Source organism: Kingella denitrificans ATCC 33394, from assembly GCF_000190695.1.
GTDB classification, from domain to species: domain Bacteria; phylum Pseudomonadota; class Gammaproteobacteria; order Burkholderiales; family Neisseriaceae; genus Kingella_A; species Kingella_A denitrificans.
On sequence record NZ_GL870929.1, the window covers coordinates 1,346,788 to 1,369,203 of the forward strand.

The following is a 22,416-nucleotide window of genomic DNA, read 5'->3' on the forward strand; positions in this document are numbered from 1 at the left end:
TTCCAAAATTTTTACGCTCGTACTGCCCATCTCTAGCTTCATAATATGTGAAAAGCAGCCTGCACTTCATCCAGCGGCCTACTTCACCATCAATTTCAGCGCCTGACGCACCCCTTCGCCCACTTCCACATCGTCGGGCAGGGATTTGCAGGCTGCCTGCGCTTCTTTCTCCGAATAGCCCAACGCCATTAATGTCTGCACCACGTCTTGCCGGCTATCTTGCGCTGCTGCGGCAAATAACGCCGTATCAGCCGCCGAACTGCCTGCCAATTTGCCGCGCAGTTCCAAAATCATTCGCTCCGCCGTTTTCTTGCCGATGCCCGGCACGCTCGACAACCGCTTCACGTCTTCCTGCGCGACGGCTTGCGCCAACTCATCGCTGCTTAATGCCGACAAAATCCCCAGCGCTGTTTTCGCGCCGATGCCGCTCACTTTAATCAACTGGCGGAATGTCGCCCGTTCGCCCGCATCGGCAAAACCGAACAGCAAATGCGCATCTTCGCGCACAATCAACTGCGTATAAAGCCGCACCGCTTCGCCTGCTGCGGGCAGGGTGTAAAACGTCTGCATCGACACTTCCACTTCATAGCCCACGCCTTGCACGTCAATCACGATTTGCGGCGGCTGCTTTTCCGCCAAAATGCCGTGTAAACGACCAATCATATTTTGCCTTCCATTTTATATTTTAAATTTAGTGGCACAGATGGCGTTGCGCCGTCCTATCCGTGCTTTTAATTTCAACGTGCAGGCTGCTTTTTTGTATGCTTTAAAAACAGCCTGCACCGGTCAAACCGGTTTCTGCGGGCGGTGAAACTGAACCAGTTGTTCGCCCTCGTTTAATTTGGCGCGGCACAGCGCGTGGCCGTACACGGTTTCCAGCGTGATGTGCGGCAGACGGCCTGCGCGGTGCGCCTCGTCCACAATCTGCTGCGCGCGCGCCGTATCGGACGGCTGCAAAATCCGCCAAATGTCCAGCGTCTCCCAATCGGCGTGCAGGCTGCTTTCGCTGTTATACGTCAGGCGCAGCGAAAACGTATCCATGACCGGGTCGTAAAACCCGTGATGAAACAGCATGTCGCCCAAATCGTGCATATCGACCAGCGTGGGCGCGGCGCACTCAACGCCCTGCTCTGCCAGCAATTCGCGCACTTCCTGCAAACTTTCCGCACCCAAATGCGAAAAAAACAGCATTCCGTCCGTTTTCAGCGCACGCGTCCAGTTTTCCAACGCCGCCGTCAAATCCTCTGCCAGCGGCAGGCTCAAATTTGCCCACAGCATATCCGCCGCCATTGCCGGCAGGTTGCGGTTCGGATTGCACGCCTTTTGCACCGCCAATGTGCTGCCGCGCCATTTGTCCAGCCAGCTTTTCGGGCGGTTGTCCAAAGCAGCCTGCAACCGTTCGGGCGTGTCGCACTCCGTGATTTTTGCCTGCGGATAACGCTGCGCCAGCAAACGGCGGCTCACATCGCCATCCGCGCCAGCCAGCACAATCTGCTGCGGCACTTGGCGCACCACTGCCAAACGGCTGTCCAACTCTGTCGCCACATGCCGGTGAATCAGCCACTTATCCGAATTATCCATTGCATACGCCCCTGTTCCCGCGCCCGTCAAAACGCGCATTTTAGCATTTTGCCGCGCCGCCGCACCTTTTTCCATCGCCTTGCCGGGTAATATCGGCAAAATTACGCGCAAATAGAAAAACTTAAACCAGCAACCGCCGCCCGTGCCGTCAAACGGCTTTACACGGCCGGATAATTTTCGTATAGTACGCACTTCCTTTCGTACCGCCCAGGTGGCGAAATTGGTAGACGCAGGGGACTCAAAATCCCCCGCCGCAAGGTGTGTCGGTTCGAGTCCGACCCTGGGCACCAAGTCTTTTAAGGCTGCTGATTAGGCAGTCTTTTTTTTATTGCCTGAAATCATCACGGCGGCAAAAAGCAGCCTGCACTTTAAAATTTCCAAGTGCAGGCTGCTTTTGTTGTGTCCGGCCATATTAAATAATTTCTTGCTTCAAGCGGCGGTGGATTTCATCCGCACGTTGCTGTTCGCGGAACGGGCCGATGCGGACGGTATATCCGCCGCCCTGTTGTTTCACCATCACCGTGCGGTGTCCTTCGTTCTGACGCGATAAATGGCGTTGGGCAACACGCATAAATGCACGCGCATCGGAGGCTTGGGCAAAACTTCTCACGTTCACGAAAATATCAGGATTGCCGTTGTTGCGGGCGGCAGCGCCGGATTTGTTTTCTGCCATCTGCACGCGCGGTGCGGAATAAGAATCGCCGGCACGCAAGGCTTCAACCCGTACGTTGGCAGTGCCCGCATTAACGAAGCCTAATTGTTGTGCGGCGGCACGCGACAAATCCATCACGCGGTTGCCGTGAAACGGGCCGCGGTCATTAATGCGTACCACGACGGTGCGGCCGTTGGCCAGATTGGTCACACGCGCATAGCTGGGAATCGGCAGCGTGGGATGCGCGGCGGTGAGTTTGTTCATGTCATAGCGTTCGCCGTTGGAAGTGCGGCGGCCGTGGAACGGTACGCCATACCATGAAGCTCGTCCTGTTTGTGTAAATCCTTCTACATTTTTGCGGGGTTGGTAGCGCACGCCGGCCACTTTATAGCTCAAATTGGCGGTGGGGTGCAGTTTCTCGGCGCGTACTACTTGGTTGCGGCCGGAAGCGGTTTGTGCATTGGCGGTGGAATTGGTCGAGCAACCTGCCGCGCACAAAACCATCAGCCCCGTTAAAAAAGTATGGTGAATTTTAGTCAAAACAAAGTCCAGTTCTTGAGTTGAAGAAGAGTGGTGAACCTGCAGGCTGCTTTTGCATCAAACGCCGCCGGCATAGTTCTGCTGCCGCCATGCTTCAAACACGGTAACGGCAACGGTATTCGACAAATTCATGCTGCGGTTGTCCGGCAGCATGGGAAAGCGAATTTTTTGGTTTTCGGGCAAAGTATCCAGAATCTCGGCGGGCAAGCCGCGCGTTTCCGGTCCGAACACAAACACATCGCCCGCCTGGAACGCCGCCTTGTCGGGGCGCGCCGTTCCTTTGGTGGTGAGCGCGAAAATGCGTCTGCCGGCCAGCGCCTGCATACATTCTTCCCAATTTTCATGCACCGTCAGCCGTGCGAATTCATGATAATCCAAACCCGCGCGCTTCATCTTGCTGCTGTCCAGCGGGAAGCCCAGCGGCTTCACCAAATGCAGGCTGCAGCCCGTGTTGGCGCACAGACGGATAATGTTGCCCGTGTTGGGCGGAATTTCTGGCTGATACAGAACAACGGTAAACATATTATTGAGAACAATTTTTACAATTGATTTTATTCGGTATTTATCAATTTCGATTTGCACGAAAGGCGGCAATATGCCCTAATTTGCCGCCGCCCGTCAAACTTTTTTTCATTCGCTACACGCGACTACCCATACAAAAACCGCTTCTGCGCCCGACTGGTGCAGGCTGCCTGCCAATTCGGAAATTGAGGCTTTTGTGGTACAAATATCGTCTATCATTAAAACTTTACGATTCTTAACAACTTCGCCCGGCGCAAAAATCTGCCGGATATTGTCGTAACGCTGCTCGCGGTTGAGCGACGACTGCGCGGCTCGGTGTTCGCGCGACACCGCAGCCGCAGGCAGCATTGGCAGGCCGTAATGCCACGCCGCCCAGCCCGCCAATTCGTCGCTTTGGTTGAAGCCGCGCTGCAAACGCCTTTGCGGCGAAACCGGCATCGGCAAAATGCAGTCTGCACCGCATTGCGCCAGCCACGGCGGCGGATTCTCCTGCATCAGCCATTGAAACACGCGCGCATTCGCCGCCTGCCTGCCGTGTTTCCAGCGGTGCAGCAGTTCGGGCAGCGGGCTTATATAATGTGCGCTCGCCCAAAAGCACTGATACGGCGGCGGCACGGCTTCGCAACCCAAGCACAGTCCGCCATACCCGGCGGCGCCGTCCGTGTGCAGGCTGCTTTTAGTGCAGCAGGCGCAATAGCGTCCCGTGCGCAACACATGGCGCAAATCGTCCCGACATGCCGCGCACAACACGTCCGCTTGGACTTCGTGGCATAATAAGCACGGTTTGGCAAAACGGAAGAACCGCATGAACACCTCCCTTTGTTTGATTCACGGCTGGGCAACCAACGCCCGCATTTTCCAACCGCTGCTGCCCCACCTCCCCCGCGACTGGCACATCAGCATTCCCGATTTAGCGGGGCACGGCACATCGCCCATGCCGCCGTCGTTCGATATCGCCACGCTGGCGGACGATATTGCCGGGCAACTGCGGCCGGACACCCACCTGTTCGGCTGGTCGCTGGGCGGCGTGGTGGCGCAATGGATTGCCGCACATTATCCCGAAAAAGTGAAAAGCCTCACACTGTGCGCCACCTTCGCCAAACTCTTCGCCGCACCGGATTACGACGTCGGCCTGCGCCAATCTGCGCTGCACAAAATGCTGCCGCTGTTTCAGGACGATTATCCCAAGCACATGCGCCAGTTTTTGGAACTGCAACTGCTGCACACGCCCGAACGCCAAGCCGTTATCGAAGCCGTGCTGCCCGACGTATTGCGCAACGGCACGCCGCAAGGCATGGCAGACGCACTCACCGCCATCGAATACGCCGACATGCGCCCGCTACTGGCCGACATCCGCTGCCCGACGCTGCTGATTTTCGGCGGCAAAGACGCACTCACGCCCGTCCGCATGGGGCAATATTTGCAGCAGCACCTGCCGAACGCACGCCTGCACGTCATCGACAAAGCCGCGCACGCACCGTTTATCAGCCACAGCGGCGAAGTGGCGGCGTTATTGTTGGCACACATCCGCCAATCGGCGTGAATACACCCCCGCGCAGGCTGCTTTGGTCGGACGGTTTTCATGGCGTTGCGCCGCCATACCCACGCCTTTGCCGCCGCCGAACGGTTTATAGTGAATTAAAATCGCAATGATACGGCGTTGGCTCGCCTTGACGTACTATTTGTACGCCTTGCGGCTCGCCGCCTTGTCTCATTTTTAGCCTTGTCTCATTTTTATTTTAATTCACTATATTTTTCTGCCATCCAAAAGCAGCCTGCACCCCGAAAACCAAAGTGCAGGCTGCTTTTTGCTCGGCAACCTGCCTCCTTTTGGCTTATCCACGGGCATAACAACACAATGCGCCATCATGATAGAGATAGATAAGACCAGCATCGCCAATATTATCCAAAAGCAGCCTGCACTTCAAAACCACTAAAGTGCAGGCTGCTTTTTCATGTGCCGCCGCTTAATCGAAAATATCCTTCAATTTATCGAAAAAGCCTTTTTGGCGCGGCGTTTGGCTGATGTCCAAACCAGTGGAGATTTTTTCAAATTCCACCAGCAGTTCTTTCTGGCGTTCGGTCAGGTTCACGGGCGTTTCCACCACCACGTGGCAATACAAATCGCCCACCAGGCTGCCGCGCACGGATTTCACGCCCTTGCCTTTCACACGCAGGCGTTTGCCGTTTTGCGTGCCTTCGGGAATGTTCAGCTTCACGCGGCCGTTGAGCGTGGGCACTTCCACTTCGCCGCCCAGTGCCGCCGTGGCGAAACTGATAGGCAGCTCGCAATGCAAATCGGTGGGGTTTTCCGGGTCGCGCTGGAAGATTTTGTGCGGACGCACGGAGACGTGGATGTACAAATCGCCCGCCGGCGCGCCGTGCATGCCGGGTTCGCCCTCGCCCGTCAAACGGATGCGTTGACCGTCGTCGATGCCCGCGGGGATATTGACTTCCACCGTTTTGGTGGTCTGCACGCGGCCTTCGCCGTGGCAGCGCAGGCAGGGTTCTTTAATCTCTTTGCCCGAACCGTGGCAGGTGGGGCAGGTTTGCTGAATTTGGAAAATGGCTTGGCGCACGTGCACGGTGCCCGAACCGCCGCAAGTGTGGCAGGTGGTGGCTTTGGTGCCGGGTTTCGCGCCCGAACCGTGGCACACGTCGCATTCGGCATAAGTCGGAATGGTGATTTGCTTTTTCACGCCGGCGGCCGCCTCTTCCAGCGTGATTTCCACGCTGTACTGCATATCCGCGCCTTGGTAATTCGGCTGACGCGCACCGCCACCACCACCGAACATTTGGCTAAAAATATCGCCGAAATCGAAACCACCCGCGCCGCCGAAGCCGCCAAACCCTCCTGCGCCGCCCGCACCGCCGAAGCCACCCTGTTCGAACGCGGCGTGACCGTATTGGTCGTATGCGGCTTTTTTCTGCGGGTCGGACAGGGTGTCGTAGGCTTTTTGGATTTCTTTAAATTTTTCTTCGGCTTCTTTATTGTCGGGATTGCGGTCGGGATGGTATTTCATCGCCAGCTTGCGGTAGGCCTTTTTGATTTCGTCGTCGCTTGCGGAACGCGAAACGCCCAGTATTTCGTAAAAATCTTTATTGCTCATGTGAATGTCTTTAAAATAAAAAAGGAAATCGGTTGCTGGCTATATAAGGGTTGCCCGGACAAAATTCAAGCAGCCTGCACATGGCCGAACCGCGCATTATACGGCAGCCATCGGTAAATTTACCCGAACAGCGCCGATTTTCTGCCATAATGCGTATTTTTTCACGAGGCCATACCGTATGAATCCGATAAAATCCCTGTTGTGTGCCGCGCTGTTGGCCGCCTGCATTCCTGCCCACGCACACGAAACCCATCCGAGAACCGCCGTGACCACCGCCCCAACCCACACCGTTGAAAGCCGATATTCCTTTGCGCAAACCGTGCAGCGCCTGCACGCCGCCATTACCGAACGCGGCATGACGGTATTTGCCGTGATTGACCATCAGGCCGCCGCACAAAAAGACGGCCTGTCCATGCAGCCTGCCACCGTGATTGTGTTCGGCACGCCCAAAGCGGGCACGCCGCTGATGGTGAAAGACCCCGCCTTCGCGCTGCAACTGCCGCTGCGCGTGCTGGTGACCGAAACGGACGGCAAAGTGCAGGTGGTGTATCCGTCCACGCGCGCGCTGATTCAGAACAGCCGCATTGATTATGCCGATGTGGAAAACACGCTGGCCAAAGCGGAAACGCTGATTCGCAACACGGTAACGCAATAACGGCGGACGGCAAAAAGCAGCCTGCAACATATTTCCAACCAAGTGCAGGCTGCTTTCGAACCGCGCCAAAAGCAGCCTGCACCTTGATTTTCCATTAGAACTCAAACCACCAGCCACGCATCTTTGTGCTGGAACATCAAATAGTCCGCCATTTTCCCCGTTTCATAAGCCACACGCGTGCCGCCATTGAAATTCGGCGCCAAGCGGTCGTCTTCGCGCAAAAATTCCAGCAGGTGCGTTGCGCCGCCTTTTTGCAGGCACAGGGTGCAGCGGTGCTCTTCCAGCACGCATTCGGCAATTTCGCAGCCTGCCAGCACGGGCGACAATTCGTCCCAGCCCTGCCCGAATTCGCCAACCCAGCCGCGCGGTGCATCTTCCTGATGCGGCGGCACTTCAATCGGCCGCCCGTCCAACAGCGTGGCATATGCCACGTGCCATGCGGTGTACACCAGATATTCGCCAGAATCCAGCAGCAGCCCGAAAAAACCCGGCCCGCCCATGCCGTAAGTGCCTAAATGGGTGCAAAATCCGTCAATCCTGCGCCCGACAACGGATTTTTCCGCCAGCAACACAGGTCGGCCGAACACCAGCACATCACGCCGCCAAAAACGCATGAATCCGTAAACCATATAGGCGCAGTTGGCGGCACGGCGCGACAGCCCGACGGCATAATGCGGCAGCCATCCTTGCGCGTGCCATTGCGGCAGTTCTTTTTTGGGAACAATGGCGCAGTAGCTTTCCACATTGCCCTGCTGCAAATTCAAATAAGGGTGGCGGGGTGGGTTCATGTTCGTCTGTACCGTTCGGGTGGGTTTGCCATAATATAAGGTTATCGCGCCGTTTCGGCGGCCGCAACCGCAAAAAGCAGCCTGCACCCCGTTTTTTGCAACCACACGAAAGGAACCACATGCAAAAATTTTCCGTTTCCACGCGCCTTTTGCTGGGTGCAGGCATGGCCGCCGCGGTGTGCTGGACGGCGGCGGATATGCTGCTGGTGGGATTTGTGCAGCCGCCGCAGCCCGAAACGCTGTTCGCTCCCGCATTGGCCGCAGGTTTGGGCGACGATGCGGACATGGCGGCGCTGATGCTGACCGCCTCGCCGCAACGTTTGCTGTGGGGCGTGCTACCCGCCACGTTCAGCGCGGTGCTGTATTTGGTGTCGGTGTTCGGCGTATGGCGGCTGATGCGGCCAAGCTGGGCGGCACGGTTCTGCTGCGCGCTTCTGTTCGCGGGCTACGCGCTCTCGCCCTTGGGACACGCAGGTTTTTATTTTGTCGGCGCGGCGGCGCAGGCCTTGCGGCAAAGCACGGCAGACGGCGCGCTGCTGCTCTCGTTGTTCCAACAATTCATACAGATACTGGAAATCCACTGGCTCTCTTCCGTGGGGCTGCTCGCCTTGGGCTGGCTGCTGTTCGCGGTGCAGACCCTGCGCGGGCAAACCGTGCTGCCGCGAAAAAGTGCAGGCTGCACTCCGCTGCCGGTCGGGATTTTCATTGCGCTCGGCTGCGCGCTCTTCCCACGCGCCGAATGGGCGGCCATGATGGGTGGTGCCACGCTGAATCTGGCGCAACTGGTGTTTTTCGTATCGGCGTATCGCGCGGTCGGCAAATAGATATAGTGGATTAAAATCAAAATGAGACAAGGCGGTGAGCCGCAAGGCGTACAAATATAGTACGTCAAGGCGAGCCAACGCCGTATCATTGCGATTTTAATCCACTATAAATAGGCAAAAAGCAGCCTGCACTTCCGTTTTCAGGGTGCAGGCTGCTTTTTTCAGCGCTCAACCGGCTTTATTTCAGCTTCGCCAATGCGCTTTGCACTTTCGCCATCTTCTCTTCCAACTCCGCCAGTTCGGCTTTGTCGATTTCCACTTTCAGCATCAGGCGCGCACCATTGCAGACGGCGACGGGGCGTCTTCGTTTTCAGGCAGCCTGAAAGGAAGTGCGTGGGCAACAAGTGCCCACCCTACGCTTGCTGAGGTCGTTTGAACAGAAACCGCGTGCGTGCGTACCACACACACCCTACGTCGGGATTGGAGGTTTCATGCGGGCTACGGCTTGCTAGCGGAAAAACGACGGTACCTTTTGCATTCTCATGCCTTTTTCGGGGAAGATGATCCCGGGGTCTTCGTAGCGGCAGGATTTGTTGGTGACGACGTTGCAAGGGACGGCGCAGGAGGGAGCTGCCTCGACGATGTGGTGGCAGCCCTGGCCACCCTGGTTTTGGCAGTTGCCCGTTGCCGTTATTTTGGCAAACTCGTGGGTGGGGCCGTAGCCTATTGAGTCAAAGGGTTTGCCGTTGCGTCGCCCCTGCGCCATGGTAAAGCACAGATTGCTGTAAAGAACGACGGTTCTGCAGTTTTTGCCGCCGGCCTGGCGGCATTGTTTGAGTGCGTCTGCCGAGGCGGCTTCGGGGGTGTCGAAGGCTTTGTCGGTTGTCCATATCATTTTTATCTCGTCCGAGCCGGCATATCCGCCCCATTTGCGCGGGTGCATTGGGCGCGTGGCCAGTTCCGCTTTGGAAGGCAAACCTTTCATTGCTTCCACAACCGGCATCATGGATTCGACTTCCTGTGCGGAAGGGCCGTTGTTTCCTTTGGCAGCCTGCAACAGTTCGTAGGCAAGCGAACCCTGGCAGCCCGCCAGCAGGGTAGCCAGCGCGGCGACGGCCAGCAGGTGTTTTTTGTGAGACGGCATAATCATTCCTTATTTATGGTGGTTAAAACAGATTGCTGTAATGTGGCGCGGATTATACCGTCCCACCCATGCCGGACGCATTACTTTTACTTTCCGTCCCTGCTGCAGCGGCATATGTCATATAATACACAGTCTGACGATACGGCTTGCCGGTTTTTCTGTTTTTTAGTTTGAGAGAGAAGATGTTTTCACCAAAATTGCGCCTGAAACCCGTTTTGCTGCTTTTTGCCTCCGTGCTGGCCTTGTCCGGCTGCGAAACCGTAAACAAAATCATGACCACCGATATTTCACCCAACGCCCTGATCAACGCCGCACGCAAAGGCGTGGCCGGGTCGCGCTTTCGCGGCAAACACATAGTCGCCGCCTATCAGGAATACGGCAATGCCGACAACATCGAGCACGGCATCATCCAGCAGGGTCGGATGAAAGGGCAGGAAGGCTATGTTTACACCTGGCAGGTGTACAGCGAAAACCGCGCCACGCCCTATTATGTCGGCAGCGGGTATAACAATTACGGCGACCGCACCGACTACTACAAGCAGGGCATCACCAACTCCACTCGCTTCCGCTATCTGATTACCGACAACAACCACATCATCCGCGACTACCGCGAAAGCGACCATACTTCGTGGGTGCAGCAGTAGGTTTTTCATGCCGCATTTGAGGCAGCCTGAAAACAGAGAGGCCGTCTGAAAAGCAACAAACGCCGTCATTCCCGCGCAGGCGGGAATTTTGCTTGGGGTTTGGCGGTTGTTTGTTTATTTGGATGTTGCCGCAGCCGAGCCAAGATTCCCGCCTGCGCTGGAATGACGGCGGATGGGTTTGGGGCGGGGTAAAGGTTTCAGGCTGCCTTGGGAAGGGCAGCGCCACGCTGAACCTGGCGCAACTGGTGTTTTTCGTATCGGCATATCGCGCCGTCGGCAATAGATATAGTGGATTAAAATAAAAATGAGACAAGGCGGCGAACCGCAAGGCGTACAAATAGTACGTCAAGGCGAGCCAACGCCGTATCATTGCGATTTTAATTCACTATAAATAGGCAAAAAGCAGCCTGCACTTCCGTTTTCAGGGTGCAGGCTGCTTTTTTCAGCGCTCAACCGGCTTTATTTCAGCTTCGCCAATGCGCTTTGCACTTTCGCCATCTTCTCTTCCAACTCTGCCAGTTCGGCTTTGTCTTTTTCCACCAAATGCGCGGGGGCTTTGTCCACATAGCCGGGTTTGGAGAGTTTGGCGTTGAGTTTGTCCAAGACTTTTTGCAGTTTCTCGGCTTCTTTGCTCAAACGGGCGGTTTCGGCGGCTTTGTCGATTTCCACTTTCAGCATCAGGCGCGCGCAGTTGCAGACAGCGACGGGCGCGTCTTCGCTTTCGAGCAGCCTGTCCACTGTTTTGGCTTCGGTCAGGCGCGTGAGGGCGGGCAGGTATTTCAGCAGCGCTTCAGGCACACTGCCTTCCACAAACAGCGGCGCTTTCACGTTGGGGGCGATGCCCATTTCGCCGCGCAGGTTGCGCACGGCACCAATCAGGTCTTGCAGTTGCGCCATTTGGTCAAAAGCAGCCTGCACGATTTTTTCCGGGTCGGCTTCGGGATAGGCGGCCAGCATAATGCTGTCGGCGGTTTTGGCATTGGCCAGCGGGGCAACGGCCTGCCACAGTTCTTCGGTGATGAACGGAATAATCGGGTGCAGCAGGCGCAATGCGGCTTCCAGCACGCGGACCAAGGTGCGGCGCGTGGTGCGCTGGGTGGCGGGGCAGCCGGTTTGGATTTGCACTTTGGCCAATTCGATATACCAGTCGCAATAGTCGTTCCACACGAATTCGTACAGCGTTTGCGCGGCCAAGTCGAAGCGGTAGGTTTCAAAGGCTTCGGCGGCGGCGGCTTCGGTTTGTTGCAGGCGGCCGATAATCCATTGGTCGGCGAAGGTGTAGGCCAGCGGCTGGGTTTCGTCTTGGCCGCAGTCTTGGTTTTCGGTGTTCATCAGCACGAAGTTGGTGGCGTTCCACAATTTGTTGCAGAAGTTGCGGTAGCCTTCGGCGCGTTTGAAGTCGAAGTTTACGCTGCGCCCCAAGCTGGCGTAGCTGGCCATGGTGAAACGCAATGCGTCTGCACCCATGGCGGGGATGCCTTCGGGGAACAGTTTTTCGGTGGTTTTTTTCACGGCGGGGGCGGTTTCGGGCTTGCGCAGGCCGGTGGTGCGTTTTACCAGCAGTTTGTCCAAGTCAATGCCGTCAATCAAATCCACAGGGTCGATGACGTTGCCTTCGGATTTGGCCATTTTTTTGCCGTCATAGTCGCGCACGATGCCGTGGATATAGACATCGCGAAACGGCACTTTGCCGACAATGTGGGTGGTCATCATAATCATGCGGGCGACCCAGAAGAAGATGATTTCATAACCCGTTACCAGCACGCTGGACGGGATAAACGCTTTCATGGCTTCGGTGTCGGGTTCGCCGTCTTTCCAGCCCAATGTGGAGAACGGTACGAGCGCGGAGGAGAACCAGGTGTCCAACACGTCTTCGTCGCGCGTTAAGTGCAGGCTGCCTGCAAGTTTCTGCGCTTCGGCTTCGCTGCGGGCGACGTAGATTTTGCCGTTTTCGTCATACCACGCGGGGATTTGGTGCCCCCACCACAGTTGGCGCGAGATGCACCAGTCTTGGATGTTGTTCATCCATTGGTTATACGTATTGACCCAGTTTTCGGGGATGAAGCGTACTGCGCCGCTGTCCACGGCGTGTTTGGCTTTCTGCGCCAGGCTCATGCCTTTGAATTCGGATTCGGGCTCGCCGCCTTGGGGCGCGGCGTTCATGGCGACAAACCATTGGTTGGTCAGCATCGGCTCAATCACGGAACCGGTGCGGTCGCCTTTCGGCGTCATCAGTTTGTGCGGTTCAGTTTTCACCAGCAGGCCGGCTGCGTCCAAATCGGCCACGATTTGTTTGCGCGCTTCAAAGCGGTCCAGCCCCGCGTATTTTTCAGGCAGCCTGCACACCTGCGTGGGCGTGCCGCGATAATCGCAGGCCTGCGCTTCGGCAAGGATTTTCGCATCCAAACCCAATACGCTGATGAGTTCGGTGTTGTGGCGTTTGCCGACTTCGTAGTCGTTAAAATCGTGCGCGGGCGTGATTTTCACGCAGCCTGAACCGAAGTCTTTTTCCACATATTCATCCGCAATCACGGGAATGGTGCGGCCGGTGAGCGGCAGGGTTAATTGCTTGCCGATTAAATGCGTATAGCGTTCATCTTCGGGATGGACGGCCACGGCCACGTCGCCCAATAATGTTTCGGGGCGTGTGGTCGCCACCACCACCGCTTCGGCAGGATTGTCCGCCAGCGGATAGCGGATGTGCCACATCGAGCCTTCCGTTTCCACGTTTTCCACTTCCAAATCGGAAACGGCCGTGCCCAAAACGGGGTCCCAGTTCACCAAGCGTTTGCCGCGGTAAATCAAGCCTTGGTTATAGAGCTTCACGAACACGGCGGTAACGGCTTCGGCGCGCGTGTCGTCCATGGTGAAATATTCGCGCGACCAGTCGGCGGAACAGCCCACGCGGCGCATCTGCTGCGTAATCGTGCCGCCGGACACTTCTTTCCATTCCCAAACTTTTTCCAAGAATTTTTCGCGCCCCAAGTCATGACGGGACAAGCCCTGCGCGGCCAGCTGGCGTTCCACCACAATCTGCGTGGCGATGCCGGCGTGGTCGGTGCCGGGAATCCAGCAGGTGTTGCGCCCTTTCATGCGGTAATAGCGCGCCAGGCCGTCCATGATGGTTTGGTTGAAGGCGTGGCCCATGTGCAGCGTGCCGGTTACGTTGGGCGGCGGCAGTTGGATGGAGAAACTTTCGGGTTTGGAAAAATCGGCGGAGAAATAGCCTTTGGCTTCCCAGTTTTGATAGTGTTTGGATTCGAGTTCGGAGGGGGCGTATTTGTTGAGCATAGTGCAGGCTGCCTGAAATTCTGTTGGTTGATTTGAATGAAAAATAGGCAATTATAGCGGAAATTTGAGGGTGCAGGCTGCTTGAAGCAAGAAAATCGGGTGGCTGCTTTCACATGGGCAACCCGATTGGCTTCCGTTATTTAGCGTATTTGGCGCAGATATAGTCAAATTCCTGCCTTTCATCATAATCCACGCCGCGAATATCCACGGCGTTAGCACGGTTGCCGTTGGTTCTGCCCACCACGCCTTCAAAAGTATCCTCGTCGTTGATGCGGTGATACCAGCCGCCGGAGCAATTAAACGCCCGATGTTTGTATCGCACGCCGTATGGTGTTTTCACCTTAATCACGGCGGAAACGTCCGGCCCCACCCAAGACGTATGCTTCCAAACATGCGTAATGGTACTGCCGGGCAGGTTCGGGATTGGGTCTTCATGGGGCAGTTTGTCGCTACGCCATGCCGATACTACCGCACGATTAACCTTTCTTTCCGCATCGGAGTCGAAGTGATACAAATGATACGCAATAGATGCAACCATAATAAAGAACACTATGTGCATAAACCCTTGGATTTTTTCCTCTATGGTGTACATATCGAGAAAATCCGTCCATTTTTCCCATAGCTGTTTGATGATGTCGATAGCCCAGCGAATCCATTTCAATCTTCGCCCCTCCACTCATATTTCAAATAAATTTATTTGATTCAATCGGTTAAACTTGATTATAAAGCAGCCTGCACCCACCGCGTGCCATTTGCAGCCATCCCGTTGCCGCTTTTGACGAAATAAAGCATGCAGGCTGCTTTTGGGCCGTCAATCCACATATTTGGCGCAAATATAGTCAAACTCTTGCCTTTCGTCATAATCCACGCCGCGAATGTCCACCGCAGTGCCGCGCGTGCCGTTGGTCCCGCTCACCACTTCTTCGAAAGTATCTCTATCGCTGATGCGGTGATACCAGCCGCCGGAACAATTAAATGCCCGATATTTATAGTGCAGGCCGTATGTTTCTTTCACCTTAATCACGGCGGAAACGTCCGGCCCTATCCAAGACGTGTGCTTCCAAACGTGTGTGATAACACTGCCGGGCAGGTTCGGAATCGGGTCTTCGCGGGGCAGCTTGTCCCTCTGCCATGCAGCGACCGCCGCAGGATTGATTTTTTGCGATTCTTCAGAATCATAGCGGTACAGCCCATACGCAATATAGGCAATCATCATAAAAAACACCGTGAGCCCGAAACCCCTGAATTTTTCCTCTATGGTGTACATATCGAGAAAATCCGTCCATTTCTCCCATAGCTGTTTGATAATGTCGATAAGCCAGTAAATCCATTTCAATCTTCGCCCCTCCATTTGCATGCCAAAATTTATTTTATTCAATATGTTAAATTGGATTATAAAGCAGCCTGCACCCGCCGCGTGCCCTTTTCAGCCATCACGTTGCCTCTTTTAAAGAACATAAAGCGTGCAGGCTGCTTTTTAGCCGTCAATCCGCATATTTGGCGCAGATATAGTCAAATTCCAATTTTTCTCGATAATCCGCGCCCTGTATATATTTTGCCGAGCCGCGCCGATAATCACTGACGGCGCGCTGCCACGAACCGCTTTCGTTGAGGCGGTTGTACCAGCCTTTATCGCAATCGAACTGCCGCCATTTGTAGTAGGGATAAGCAGCGGCTTGTTCCTTGATGATGGCGGATACGTCCCAAGGCGACAAAAACGAGTGCCGGTGCAAGTGGGTGATGGTTTCATCGGGCAAACGGGGAATGGGCTCTTCGCGCGGTAATTGGTATCGCTGCCATTCGGCAACGCTTGCTTCGTCAATAGGCGGCCGGGCGGCAAGCAACTGCTCTGCGGCGGAAAGGCGGTTGTCGGGCTCGGGTTCGTTATGAGAGAACAGCAGCCATATCGCAACGATAATGACCATGCCGATGGGCAGAATTTTAGGGAACGGGTTCATCGTCTTTCTCCTTAGCGGGCGGCAAATTTGAAAACCTGCGTAAAGAATGTTCAAAATAACGCAAGATTTAAAGCGGCAATAAGAATTCGGTTTGACAAATTCGGCTTATCCGCTATTCTATCGGGCGTTTTTCCACTGCTTATATTATAGGAGCATTTCATGAAACGACTCGCTTTGATTGCGATGACCACAATAGCATTGTCCGCACATGCTGAATTTGTTGCCCAAGACACTGCCCCTTCGACCAACCACCCCGTAAGCACCGTGCGCGAAGCCAAAACCGAATTCGGCGATGATGCGCACATCGTGTTGGAAGGCTATATCACCGGCACGGCAGGCACCATCAACCCCGAAGAATATTTCTTCAAAGATGACACCGACACCATCAAGGTGGAAATCAATCCCGACGTGTGGCGCGGTCAGAAAGTGACGCCGCAAACCAAAGTGCGCATTGCCGGCGAGGTGGACATCAACCGCTTCAACAATACGCGCGAAATCGAAGTGCGCCGTTTGGATATTGTGGAATAAGCGGATAACGCTATCGCACCCAACGGCAAAAGCAGCCTGCACCCTTCTGAAATTCGGAAAAGTGCAGGCTGCTTTTTGCATGCCGCCGCCGGCAGGACTACAATATCTCCTTCGTTTTCAACATTCGACAGGAGCACCGACATGGCGGCACAGCACACCCCGGAACAAGCGGCAGACTTGGTGCGCCGCCTGAAAATGCCGTTGCCCTAATCAACAAGGAAATCATCATGCAAAAACCAACGCCATTGCCCACCCATGTTTTGCCAACGGTGGATTTTCTGCAAGCCGTCAATCTTTTGCCAACCGTTGTTCTCTCCGCCAACCAAGTCCGTCTAGAACCATTAACGCTGCAACACGAAGCGGGCTTGCGCCAAGCGGTGCAGGATGGCGAATTGTGGAAAATGCTGGTAACGACTGCGCCCGCGCCCGAAGATGTGGCGCACTATATTCAGGCTGCCGCCAACACGCGCATGGCGTTTGCGGTGATAGACGAAACCACGGGCGACGTGGTCGGCACAACAGCGTTTTACCAGCCCGATGCCGCCATCCGCCGCGTGTTTATCGGCTACACTTGGTATCGGCAGTCGGCATGGCGCACGCGCATCAACACCGCCTGCAAATACCTGCTGCTTGCGCACGCCTTTGAAACGCTGGGCTGTCGCGTGGTGAACTGGGAAACGGATGCGCTGAACACGCGCTCGCAGGCGGCGTTGGAACGCTTGGGCGCAAAAAAAGACGGCGTGCTGCGCTGCCATAAAATCCGCAAAGACGGCACGGTGCGCGATACGGTGGTTTACAGCATGCTGCGCGAAGAATGGGCGGGGGTGAAAGCGGCGTTGGCGCAAAAATTAGGGCTGTAAGGCAGCCTGAAAATCCCTTTAACCCCAAAACGGAGTACCCAAAATGTCGTCCCCAAGCCAAAAAGCCGCGCAAACCATCCACCAAATCAAACACGATTTAACCGCCGAGCAACGTCTGCAAGGCTGGCAGCAGGCGCGTTTGCAGCAGGGTTTGAGCGGTGAATTCGCCCTGTCCGCACAGCTGGGCAAAGACGCGGCAACGGAAGAGCAAATCCGCTGGATTGCGGATATGTACGGGCGGTAAATGCCGCACTGCTTGGAAAACCGAAAGTGCAGGCTGCTTTTTCAATACGGCCCAATCGCGTACAATAGCCGTTTTTTTGCCATAGGTTGACTCATGCGTCCTTTGCACAATATTGCCGTTTACTGCGGTTCCAATTACGGCGTAATTCCCGATTACTGCCAACACGCGAAACAGCTGGGCGCAGTATTGGCGCAGCAGCAAATCCACTTGGTGTACGGCGGCGGCATACGCGGGCTGATGGGCGTGATTGCCGACAGCGTCTTGGAAAACGGCGGCACGGCCACCGGTGTGATTACGCACTTTCTCATCAACAAGGAACATGCGCACCCGCGCCTGAACCGCCTGATTACCACCGACACCATGCCCGAGCGCAAAAGCAAAATGATTGAGCTAGCCGACGGCTTCATCGCCATGGCCGGCGGCATCGGCACTTATGAAGAACTGTTTGAAGTCATCTCCCTGCTGCAACTGCGCCAAAGCCGCAAACCCATCGGCCTTTTGAACGTGAACGGCTTTTTCGATCCGTTCATCGCCATGCTGCGCCACACGGCCGAACAAGGCTTCATGCCGATGGCCGACTTGGAATTGCTGTGCGTTTCCGACAACGCCGCCGATTTGCTAGAACAAATGTGCACGGTGGAATTTGTCGAAGCGCCCAAATGGGTCGTGCCGCAGTGGGCCAAAGAAATGGGATACGGCACACTGCGATAAAGCCGCCGTCCGCACAACCGCAACAAAAAAGCAGCCTGCACCCGTATTATGAACAAACACATCCGCACCGAAATGTTTCAGCGGTGGCGCGAAGCCAATCCGCACCCCACCACCGAACTGCAATTCAGCACGCCGTTCGAGCTCCTGATTGCCGTGCTGCTGTCCGCACAGGCCACAGACGCAGGCGTGAACAAAGCCACCGCCAAACTTTTTCCCGTGGCCAACACGCCGCAAGCCATGCTCGACTTGGGGCTGGAAGGCATTATGCAGTACACGCGCACCATCGGGCTTTACAAAACTAAATCCAAGCACATCATCGAAACCTGCAAAATCCTGGTGCAGCAATACGGCGGCGAAATCCCCCACACACGCGAAGAGCTGGAAGCCCTGCCCGGCGTAGGGCGCAAAACCGCCAACGTCGTGCTCAATACCGCATTCAGGCAGCCTGTGATGGCCGTGGACACGCACATTTTCCGCGTGGCCAACCGCACCAAACTCGCGCCCGGCAAAAACGTCCGCGAAGTGGAAGACAAACTGATGAAGTTCATCCCGAAAGAATTCCTGCTCGACGCGCACCACTGGCTGATTCTGCACGGCCGCTACACCTGCAAAGCACAAAAACCGCAATGCGGCAAATGCCTGATTTACGATTTATGCGAATACGAAGGCAAAGCCTGAAAAGCAGCCTGCACCCCAAACCGCAAAGTGCAGGCTGCCATGCAAACGCAGAATGCCACTGAATATTTCCCATCCATTCCAACGGAACACCATCATGCAAACGCTCACCATCTTGGGCAGCACCGGCAGCATCGGCGTATCCACGCTCGATGTCGTTGCACGACACCCCGACCGATTCGAGATTTACGCCCTGGCAGGGCACCGCCAAATTGACAAACTCGCCCAACAATGCGCGCAGCACCAGCCCAAAATCGCCATTGTCGCCAACAAAGATTTGGCCCTGAAACTCCAACTCCTCATCCAGCACACCTCGCCGGATACCCAAATCCTGTACGGCGAACAAGCCCTAATTGACGCGGCCACCGCGCCCGAAGTTACCGGCGTGATGTGCGCCATTGTCGGTGCAGCAGGCCTGCCCTCCGCCCTTGCCGCCGCACGGCACGGCAAGACCATTTATCTGGCTAACAAAGAAACGCTGGTGGTGGCGGGCAGCCTGTTTATGGAAACCGTTCGAAAATACGGCGCGCGCGTCCTACCCATCGACAGCGAACACAATGCCATTTTCCAAGTGCTGCCCCAGCCCTATTCCGGCAATCTCGCAAAACACGGCATCCAATCCATTATCCTGACCGCATCGGGCGGGCCATTCCTGCACACCGATATTCAGCAGTTCCCGCACATCACGTCGGAACAGGCAGTGAAACACCCGAACTGGAGCATGGGGAAAAAAATCTCGGTCGATTCCGCCACCATGATGAACAAAGGTTTGGAACTTATCGAAGCGCACTGGCTGTTTAATTGCCCGCCCGCACAACTAGAAGTCGTCATCCACCCGCAAAGCGTGATTCACAGCATGGTGCGCTATGCCGATGGTTCGGTGCTGGCGCAAATGGGCAACCCCGATATGCGAACCCCAATCGCCTATTGCCTGGGTTTGCCAGAACGTATTGAATCAGGCGTGGGTGCACTGGATTTCAGCCAGCTGAACGCTCTCACATTCAGCACCCCGGAAAAAGAACGCTATCCATGCCTATACCTTGCCTATCAAGCCATGAAAGACGGCGGCTCATCCCCTTGCGTACTCAACGCAGCCAACGAAATTGCCGTCGCAGCTTTCTTGCAACAACACATCCGCTTTACCGATATTGCCAATGTTGTTCGGCACTGCCTGGAAAAACACAGTCAAAGCAGCCTGCACTCTATCGAGCAACTCTGGCACATCGACCAACAAACACGCGAACAAGCACAACAATATATTCAATCCATTGCCTAAAAACAAAAAACCGAACGCAAAACGTTCGGTTTTTCTTTAATGCTTAATTATTCGGCAGCAGCTTTATCCACCAACTCAACCAAAGCCAAAGGCGCATTATCACCAGGGCGGAAGCCACATTTCAAAATGCGGATATAACCACCATTGCGTGACGCAAAGCGAACGCCCAAGTCATTGAACAATTTCACCACAACATCGCGATCACGAGTGCGGTCAAATGCCAAACGACGATTGGCCAGAGAAGGTTTTTTACCCAAGGTAATCAGGGGCTCAACAACACGACGCAACTCTTTTGCTTTAGGCACAGTGGTTACAATCGTTTCGTGAGTCAACAAAGAATTTGCCATATTACGCAGCATAGCAGCACGGTGGCTACTTGTACGGTTTAATTTGCGGTTTCCATTACGATGGCGCATATCATTATCCTTTAATCTTTAAGGCTTTTCCAAGCCAGCAGGTGGCCAAGATTCCAGTCTTGAACCCAAAGTCAAACCTTTGGAAGCCAAAACTTCTTTGATTTCATTCAAAGACTTCCGACCTAAATTTGGTGTTTTCAGCAATTCTGTTTCGGTACGTTGAATCAAATCACCAATATAGTAGATATCTTCTGCTTTTAAGCAGTTTGCAGATCGAACGGTTAATTCCAGATCATCTACAGGGCGCAATAAAACAGGATCAATCGGCGGTGCTTTTTCTTCTTCAACTTCAGCAGGCGTACCTTCCAAATCAGCAAAAATAGACATCTGATCAATTAAGATACGCGCCGCCATACGAACAGCTTCTTCAGGATCTATTGAACCATTGGTTTCAATATCTAAAATCAAGCTATCCAAATCAGTACGTTGCTCTACACGAGCTGCTTCAACATCAAAACTTACCCGAGTAATAGGAGAAAAACTAGCATCTAATTGAATAGCACCAATTTTATTATCTTTAGTTACTCGGCGACCTGAAACTGTTTGGTAGCCTCGTCCTTGTTCAACTTTAACTTCCATATCAATGCTACCATTGTCGGACAAGTGGCAGATGACCTGTTTAGGATTAATGATTTCCACATCATGTGGCAATTCAAAATCCGAAGCATAAACAGGTCCTGCCCCTGTTTTTTTCAATGAGAGCACTGCCTCAGTACGGTTACCGTGCAATTTAAATACAACACTCTTAACATTCAACAAAATATCAACAACATCTTCTTGAACGCCATCTAACGTGGAGTATTCGTGTAACACACCTGCAATAGTAATCTCTGTGGGTGCAAAGCCGTTCATGGATGACAGTAAGATACGACGCAAAGCATTACCTAATGTATGGCCAAAACCACGCTCAAAAGGCTGCATTGATACTTTTGCACGGGTAGCCGATAAGGTATCAACATCAATTTGACGAGGTTTCAAAAACTCAGAAGTGCTGTTTTGCATTTAACTGTCCCTCACTGCGCTAGCATTATTTAGAGTAAAACTCTACTACCAGCTGTTCATTAATATCACTGTACAATTCAGCACGGTCAGGTACATTTTTAAAAGTACCTTCTAATTTAGACGCATCAACAGCAACCCAGCTCGGCAAACCAATTTGCGTTGCCAAGCCCATAGCTTCTTGAATACGAACCTGTTTTTTAGCTTTTTCACGCACAGCAACAACATCCCCTGCTTTTACTTGGAAAGAAGGAATATTGACGACCTGACCATTAACTGTCAGAGCTTTATGAGATACCAACTGACGTGCTTCCGCACGAGTAGAGGCAAAACCCATACGATATACAACATTATCCAAACGAGATTCTAACAATTGCAACAGCAACTCACCAGTAGAACCTTTACGACGATCTGCTTCTGCAAAATAGCGGCGGAACTGACGTTCTAACACCCCATAGATGCGGCGGATTTTTTGTTTCTCGCGTAATTGTAAACCGTAATCAGACAAACGTGGTTTTTTCGCACCGTGTTGACCAGGTGCAGAATCCATTTTACATTTTGATTCTAAAGAGCGACGTGCGCTTTTTAAATATAAATCCGTTCCCTCGCGGCGAGCCAATTTACATTTTGGACCAATATAACGTGCCATGTTTTACTCCTTAAATACGACGCTTCTTAGGCGGACGGCAACCGTTGTGTGGCAACGGAGTAACATCTGTAATACTGGTAATTTTGAAACCCAATGCATTTAGCGCACGAATAGAAGACTCACGGCCAGGGCCAGGGCCTTTAATACGAGCTTCTAAATTTTTAACGCCATATTCTTGGGCAACTTTACCAGCGGCTTCTGCTGCAACTTGGGCAGCAAATGGTGTACTTTTACGAGAACCTTTAAAACCAGCGCCGCCAGAGGTAGCCCAAGACAACGCATTTCCTTGGCGGTCAGTGATTGTAATGATGGTATTGTTGAAAGATGCATGAACATGCACAATACCCTCACTCACGGTTTTACGTACTTTTTTGCGTACACGTGAGGCTGTGTTTGCTTTAGCCATCAA

26 protein-coding genes and 1 tRNA gene are annotated in these 22,416 nt (G+C 54.1%); 11 read left to right on the plus strand and 16 right to left on the minus strand.

All coding sequences use genetic code 11. From position 1 onward, the window contains the following. Nucleotides 1-78 precede the first annotated feature (78 nt). Both ruvA and HMPREF9098_RS06790 read right to left on the minus strand, forming a co-directional pair. The gene (gene ruvA, locus HMPREF9098_RS06785) at nucleotides 79-663 is read right to left on the minus strand and encodes a Holliday junction branch migration protein RuvA (protein WP_003783215.1); all 585 of its coding nucleotides are present in this window, start codon (nucleotides 661-663) and stop codon (nucleotides 79-81) included. A gap of 123 nt (nucleotides 664-786) precedes the next feature. After that, the gene (locus HMPREF9098_RS06790; RefSeq protein WP_003783217.1) at nucleotides 787-1,773 is read right to left on the minus strand and encodes a class I SAM-dependent methyltransferase; all 987 of its coding nucleotides are present in this window, start codon (nucleotides 1,771-1,773) and stop codon (nucleotides 787-789) included. Nucleotides 1,774-1,786: 13 nt separating this feature from the next. Here HMPREF9098_RS06790 and HMPREF9098_RS06795 point away from each other — a divergent pair. Further along, nucleotides 1,787-1,871, plus strand: a tRNA-Leu gene (locus HMPREF9098_RS06795). A 122-nt stretch (nucleotides 1,872-1,993) separates the two neighbouring features. Here the strand turns inward: HMPREF9098_RS06795 and HMPREF9098_RS06800 are convergent. The 3 genes from HMPREF9098_RS06800 to HMPREF9098_RS06810 all read right to left on the minus strand — a co-directional run bounded on the left by HMPREF9098_RS06800 (nucleotide 1,994) and on the right by HMPREF9098_RS06810 (nucleotide 4,102). Then, on the minus strand, nucleotides 1,994-2,773 hold the full coding sequence (locus HMPREF9098_RS06800; protein WP_232617989.1) for a septal ring lytic transglycosylase RlpA family protein: 780 nt from the start codon (nucleotides 2,771-2,773) through the stop codon (nucleotides 1,994-1,996). Nucleotides 2,774-2,830: 57 nt separating this feature from the next. Beyond that, nucleotides 2,831-3,295 (minus strand): tRNA (uridine(34)/cytosine(34)/5-carboxymethylaminomethyluridine(34)-2'-O)-methyltransferase TrmL, encoded by a 465-nt coding sequence (trmL, locus tag HMPREF9098_RS06805; RefSeq protein WP_040564342.1) that lies wholly within the window; start codon nucleotides 3,293-3,295, stop codon nucleotides 2,831-2,833. 108 nt (nucleotides 3,296-3,403) lie between these two features. Beyond that, entirely contained in the window at nucleotides 3,404-4,102 is a 699-nt protein-coding gene (locus HMPREF9098_RS06810) for a ComF family protein (RefSeq protein WP_003783227.1), read from the minus strand. Here HMPREF9098_RS06810 and bioH point away from each other — a divergent pair. Continuing rightward, nucleotides 4,101-4,838, plus strand: coding sequence for a pimeloyl-ACP methyl ester esterase BioH (gene bioH, locus HMPREF9098_RS06815; RefSeq protein ID WP_003783228.1), 738 nt, complete (start codon nucleotides 4,101-4,103; stop codon nucleotides 4,836-4,838). The two genes, HMPREF9098_RS06810 and bioH, sit on opposite strands and share 2 nt — an antisense overlap. Nucleotides 4,839-5,262: 424 nt before the next feature. On the opposite strand, the gene dnaJ is transcribed toward bioH, so the two are convergent. Next, the gene (gene dnaJ, locus HMPREF9098_RS06820) at nucleotides 5,263-6,405 is read right to left on the minus strand and encodes a molecular chaperone DnaJ (protein ID WP_003783230.1); all 1,143 of its coding nucleotides are present in this window, start codon (nucleotides 6,403-6,405) and stop codon (nucleotides 5,263-5,265) included. A gap of 178 nt (nucleotides 6,406-6,583) precedes the next feature. On the opposite strand from dnaJ, the gene HMPREF9098_RS06825 reads away from it, so the two are divergent. Further along, on the plus strand, nucleotides 6,584-7,060 hold the full coding sequence (locus HMPREF9098_RS06825; protein ID WP_003783232.1) for a DUF302 domain-containing protein: 477 nt from the start codon (nucleotides 6,584-6,586) through the stop codon (nucleotides 7,058-7,060). Between the two features lie 101 nt (nucleotides 7,061-7,161). Here HMPREF9098_RS06825 and HMPREF9098_RS06830 read toward each other — a convergent pair whose 3' ends face one another. Further along, entirely contained in the window at nucleotides 7,162-7,848 is a 687-nt protein-coding gene (locus HMPREF9098_RS06830) for a hypothetical protein (protein ID WP_003783233.1), read from the minus strand. A 119-nt stretch (nucleotides 7,849-7,967) separates the two neighbouring features. Between HMPREF9098_RS06830 and HMPREF9098_RS06835 the strand changes: the two genes are divergently transcribed. Then, nucleotides 7,968-8,672 (plus strand): DUF6796 family protein, encoded by a 705-nt coding sequence (locus HMPREF9098_RS06835; RefSeq protein WP_003783234.1) that lies wholly within the window; start codon nucleotides 7,968-7,970, stop codon nucleotides 8,670-8,672. A 448-nt stretch (nucleotides 8,673-9,120) separates the two neighbouring features. Here HMPREF9098_RS06835 and HMPREF9098_RS06840 read toward each other — a convergent pair whose 3' ends face one another. Further along, on the minus strand, nucleotides 9,121-9,756 hold the full coding sequence (locus tag HMPREF9098_RS06840; RefSeq protein ID WP_040564343.1) for a DUF4189 domain-containing protein: 636 nt from the start codon (nucleotides 9,754-9,756) through the stop codon (nucleotides 9,121-9,123). Nucleotides 9,757-9,938: 182 nt separating this feature from the next. On the opposite strand from HMPREF9098_RS06840, the gene HMPREF9098_RS06845 reads away from it, so the two are divergent. Then, entirely contained in the window at nucleotides 9,939-10,400 is a 462-nt protein-coding gene (locus HMPREF9098_RS06845; protein WP_003783237.1) for a hypothetical protein, read from the plus strand. A gap of 459 nt (nucleotides 10,401-10,859) precedes the next feature. On the opposite strand, the gene HMPREF9098_RS06850 is transcribed toward HMPREF9098_RS06845, so the two are convergent. The 4 genes from HMPREF9098_RS06850 to HMPREF9098_RS06865 all read right to left on the minus strand — a co-directional run bounded on the left by HMPREF9098_RS06850 (nucleotide 10,860) and on the right by HMPREF9098_RS06865 (nucleotide 15,649). Continuing rightward, nucleotides 10,860-13,691, minus strand: a complete 2,832-nt coding sequence (locus HMPREF9098_RS06850; RefSeq protein WP_040564344.1) for a valine--tRNA ligase — start codon at nucleotides 13,689-13,691, stop codon at nucleotides 10,860-10,862. A 136-nt stretch (nucleotides 13,692-13,827) separates the two neighbouring features. Continuing rightward, on the minus strand, nucleotides 13,828-14,352 hold the full coding sequence (locus HMPREF9098_RS06855; RefSeq protein WP_040564345.1) for a hypothetical protein: 525 nt from the start codon (nucleotides 14,350-14,352) through the stop codon (nucleotides 13,828-13,830). A gap of 150 nt (nucleotides 14,353-14,502) precedes the next feature. Beyond that, nucleotides 14,503-15,027 carry a hypothetical protein gene (locus HMPREF9098_RS06860; RefSeq protein WP_040564346.1) on the minus strand — a complete coding sequence of 175 codons (525 nt, stop codon included), beginning with the start codon at nucleotides 15,025-15,027 and terminating at the stop codon, nucleotides 14,503-14,505. Nucleotides 15,028-15,175: 148 nt separating this feature from the next. Continuing rightward, nucleotides 15,176-15,649, minus strand: a complete 474-nt coding sequence (locus HMPREF9098_RS06865) for a hypothetical protein (RefSeq protein WP_003783248.1) — start codon at nucleotides 15,647-15,649, stop codon at nucleotides 15,176-15,178. A gap of 159 nt (nucleotides 15,650-15,808) precedes the next feature. Here HMPREF9098_RS06865 and HMPREF9098_RS06870 point away from each other — a divergent pair, with 159 nt between their 5' ends. The 6 genes from HMPREF9098_RS06870 (at nucleotide 15,809) to ispC (ending at nucleotide 19,943) form a co-directional block, all read left to right on the plus strand. Then, complete coding sequence (locus HMPREF9098_RS06870) at nucleotides 15,809-16,177, plus strand: YgiW/YdeI family stress tolerance OB fold protein (RefSeq protein WP_003783249.1); 369 nt, start codon at nucleotides 15,809-15,811, stop codon at nucleotides 16,175-16,177. Nucleotides 16,178-16,404: 227 nt separating this feature from the next. Further along, complete coding sequence (locus HMPREF9098_RS06875) at nucleotides 16,405-17,037, plus strand: GNAT family N-acetyltransferase (protein ID WP_003783254.1); 633 nt, start codon at nucleotides 16,405-16,407, stop codon at nucleotides 17,035-17,037. A 43-nt stretch (nucleotides 17,038-17,080) separates the two neighbouring features. Then, complete coding sequence (locus tag HMPREF9098_RS06880) at nucleotides 17,081-17,281, plus strand: hypothetical protein (protein WP_003783256.1); 201 nt, start codon at nucleotides 17,081-17,083, stop codon at nucleotides 17,279-17,281. Nucleotides 17,282-17,374: 93 nt separating this feature from the next. After that, on the plus strand, nucleotides 17,375-17,992 hold the full coding sequence (locus HMPREF9098_RS06885) for an LOG family protein (protein ID WP_003783259.1): 618 nt from the start codon (nucleotides 17,375-17,377) through the stop codon (nucleotides 17,990-17,992). A gap of 48 nt (nucleotides 17,993-18,040) precedes the next feature. Next, nucleotides 18,041-18,670 (plus strand): endonuclease III, encoded by a 630-nt coding sequence (gene nth / locus HMPREF9098_RS06890; RefSeq protein WP_003783261.1) that lies wholly within the window; start codon nucleotides 18,041-18,043, stop codon nucleotides 18,668-18,670. A gap of 94 nt (nucleotides 18,671-18,764) precedes the next feature. Further along, complete coding sequence (gene ispC, locus HMPREF9098_RS06895) at nucleotides 18,765-19,943, plus strand: 1-deoxy-D-xylulose-5-phosphate reductoisomerase (protein WP_040564347.1); 1,179 nt, start codon at nucleotides 18,765-18,767, stop codon at nucleotides 19,941-19,943. Nucleotides 19,944-19,990: 47 nt separating this feature from the next. On the opposite strand, the gene rplQ is transcribed toward ispC, so the two are convergent. The 4 genes from rplQ to rpsK are packed head-to-tail and all read right to left on the minus strand — an operon-like array spanning nucleotide 19,991 to nucleotide 22,413. Continuing rightward, the gene (gene rplQ / locus HMPREF9098_RS06900; RefSeq protein WP_040564348.1) at nucleotides 19,991-20,359 is read right to left on the minus strand and encodes a 50S ribosomal protein L17; all 369 of its coding nucleotides are present in this window, start codon (nucleotides 20,357-20,359) and stop codon (nucleotides 19,991-19,993) included. Between the two features lie 18 nt (nucleotides 20,360-20,377). After that, on the minus strand, nucleotides 20,378-21,361 hold the full coding sequence (locus HMPREF9098_RS06905; RefSeq protein ID WP_003783266.1) for a DNA-directed RNA polymerase subunit alpha: 984 nt from the start codon (nucleotides 21,359-21,361) through the stop codon (nucleotides 20,378-20,380). 25 nt (nucleotides 21,362-21,386) lie between these two features. After that, nucleotides 21,387-22,007: a 30S ribosomal protein S4 gene (rpsD, locus tag HMPREF9098_RS06910; RefSeq protein ID WP_003783268.1), complete on the minus strand. Its 621-nt coding sequence runs from the start codon at nucleotides 22,005-22,007 to the stop codon at nucleotides 21,387-21,389. 10 nt (nucleotides 22,008-22,017) lie between these two features. Continuing rightward, nucleotides 22,018-22,413, minus strand: coding sequence for a 30S ribosomal protein S11 (rpsK, locus tag HMPREF9098_RS06915; RefSeq protein ID WP_003783270.1), 396 nt, complete (start codon nucleotides 22,411-22,413; stop codon nucleotides 22,018-22,020). Between the last annotated feature and the right edge of the window lie 3 nt (nucleotides 22,414-22,416).

What these genes read in the sequence shown, in the direction of transcription:
- ruvA (WP_003783215.1), bottom strand. Translation starts at nt 663, where the DNA reads ATGATTGGTCGTTTACACGGCATTTTGGCGGAAAAGCAGCCGCCGCAA.
- trmL (WP_040564342.1), bottom strand. Translation starts at nt 3,295, where the DNA reads ATGTTTACCGTTGTTCTGTATCAGCCAGAAATTCCGCCCAACACGGGC.
- bioH (WP_003783228.1), top strand. Translation starts at nt 4,101, where the DNA reads ATGAACACCTCCCTTTGTTTGATTCACGGCTGGGCAACCAACGCCCGC.
- HMPREF9098_RS06810 (WP_003783227.1), bottom strand. Translation starts at nt 4,102, where the DNA reads ATGCGGTTCTTCCGTTTTGCCAAACCGTGCTTATTATGCCACGAAGTC.
- dnaJ (WP_003783230.1), bottom strand. Translation starts at nt 6,405, where the DNA reads ATGAGCAATAAAGATTTTTACGAAATACTGGGCGTTTCGCGTTCCGCA.
- HMPREF9098_RS06825 (WP_003783232.1), top strand. Translation starts at nt 6,584, where the DNA reads ATGAATCCGATAAAATCCCTGTTGTGTGCCGCGCTGTTGGCCGCCTGC.
- HMPREF9098_RS06830 (WP_003783233.1), bottom strand. Translation starts at nt 7,848, where the DNA reads ATGAACCCACCCCGCCACCCTTATTTGAATTTGCAGCAGGGCAATGTG.
- HMPREF9098_RS06835 (WP_003783234.1), top strand. Translation starts at nt 7,968, where the DNA reads ATGCAAAAATTTTCCGTTTCCACGCGCCTTTTGCTGGGTGCAGGCATG.
- HMPREF9098_RS06840 (WP_040564343.1), bottom strand. Translation starts at nt 9,756, where the DNA reads ATGCCGTCTCACAAAAAACACCTGCTGGCCGTCGCCGCGCTGGCTACC.
- HMPREF9098_RS06845 (WP_003783237.1), top strand. Translation starts at nt 9,939, where the DNA reads ATGTTTTCACCAAAATTGCGCCTGAAACCCGTTTTGCTGCTTTTTGCC.
- HMPREF9098_RS06850 (WP_040564344.1), bottom strand. Translation starts at nt 13,691, where the DNA reads ATGCTCAACAAATACGCCCCCTCCGAACTCGAATCCAAACACTATCAA.
- HMPREF9098_RS06865 (WP_003783248.1), bottom strand. Translation starts at nt 15,649, where the DNA reads ATGAACCCGTTCCCTAAAATTCTGCCCATCGGCATGGTCATTATCGTT.
- HMPREF9098_RS06870 (WP_003783249.1), top strand. Translation starts at nt 15,809, where the DNA reads ATGAAACGACTCGCTTTGATTGCGATGACCACAATAGCATTGTCCGCA.
- HMPREF9098_RS06875 (WP_003783254.1), top strand. Translation starts at nt 16,405, where the DNA reads ATGCAAAAACCAACGCCATTGCCCACCCATGTTTTGCCAACGGTGGAT.
- HMPREF9098_RS06880 (WP_003783256.1), top strand. Translation starts at nt 17,081, where the DNA reads ATGTCGTCCCCAAGCCAAAAAGCCGCGCAAACCATCCACCAAATCAAA.
- HMPREF9098_RS06885 (WP_003783259.1), top strand. Translation starts at nt 17,375, where the DNA reads ATGCGTCCTTTGCACAATATTGCCGTTTACTGCGGTTCCAATTACGGC.
- nth (WP_003783261.1), top strand. Translation starts at nt 18,041, where the DNA reads ATGAACAAACACATCCGCACCGAAATGTTTCAGCGGTGGCGCGAAGCC.
- ispC (WP_040564347.1), top strand. Translation starts at nt 18,765, where the DNA reads ATGCAAACGCTCACCATCTTGGGCAGCACCGGCAGCATCGGCGTATCC.
- rplQ (WP_040564348.1), bottom strand. Translation starts at nt 20,359, where the DNA reads ATGCGCCATCGTAATGGAAACCGCAAATTAAACCGTACAAGTAGCCAC.
- HMPREF9098_RS06905 (WP_003783266.1), bottom strand. Translation starts at nt 21,361, where the DNA reads ATGCAAAACAGCACTTCTGAGTTTTTGAAACCTCGTCAAATTGATGTT.
- rpsD (WP_003783268.1), bottom strand. Translation starts at nt 22,007, where the DNA reads ATGGCACGTTATATTGGTCCAAAATGTAAATTGGCTCGCCGCGAGGGA.
- rpsK (WP_003783270.1), bottom strand. Translation starts at nt 22,413, where the DNA reads ATGGCTAAAGCAAACACAGCCTCACGTGTACGCAAAAAAGTACGTAAA.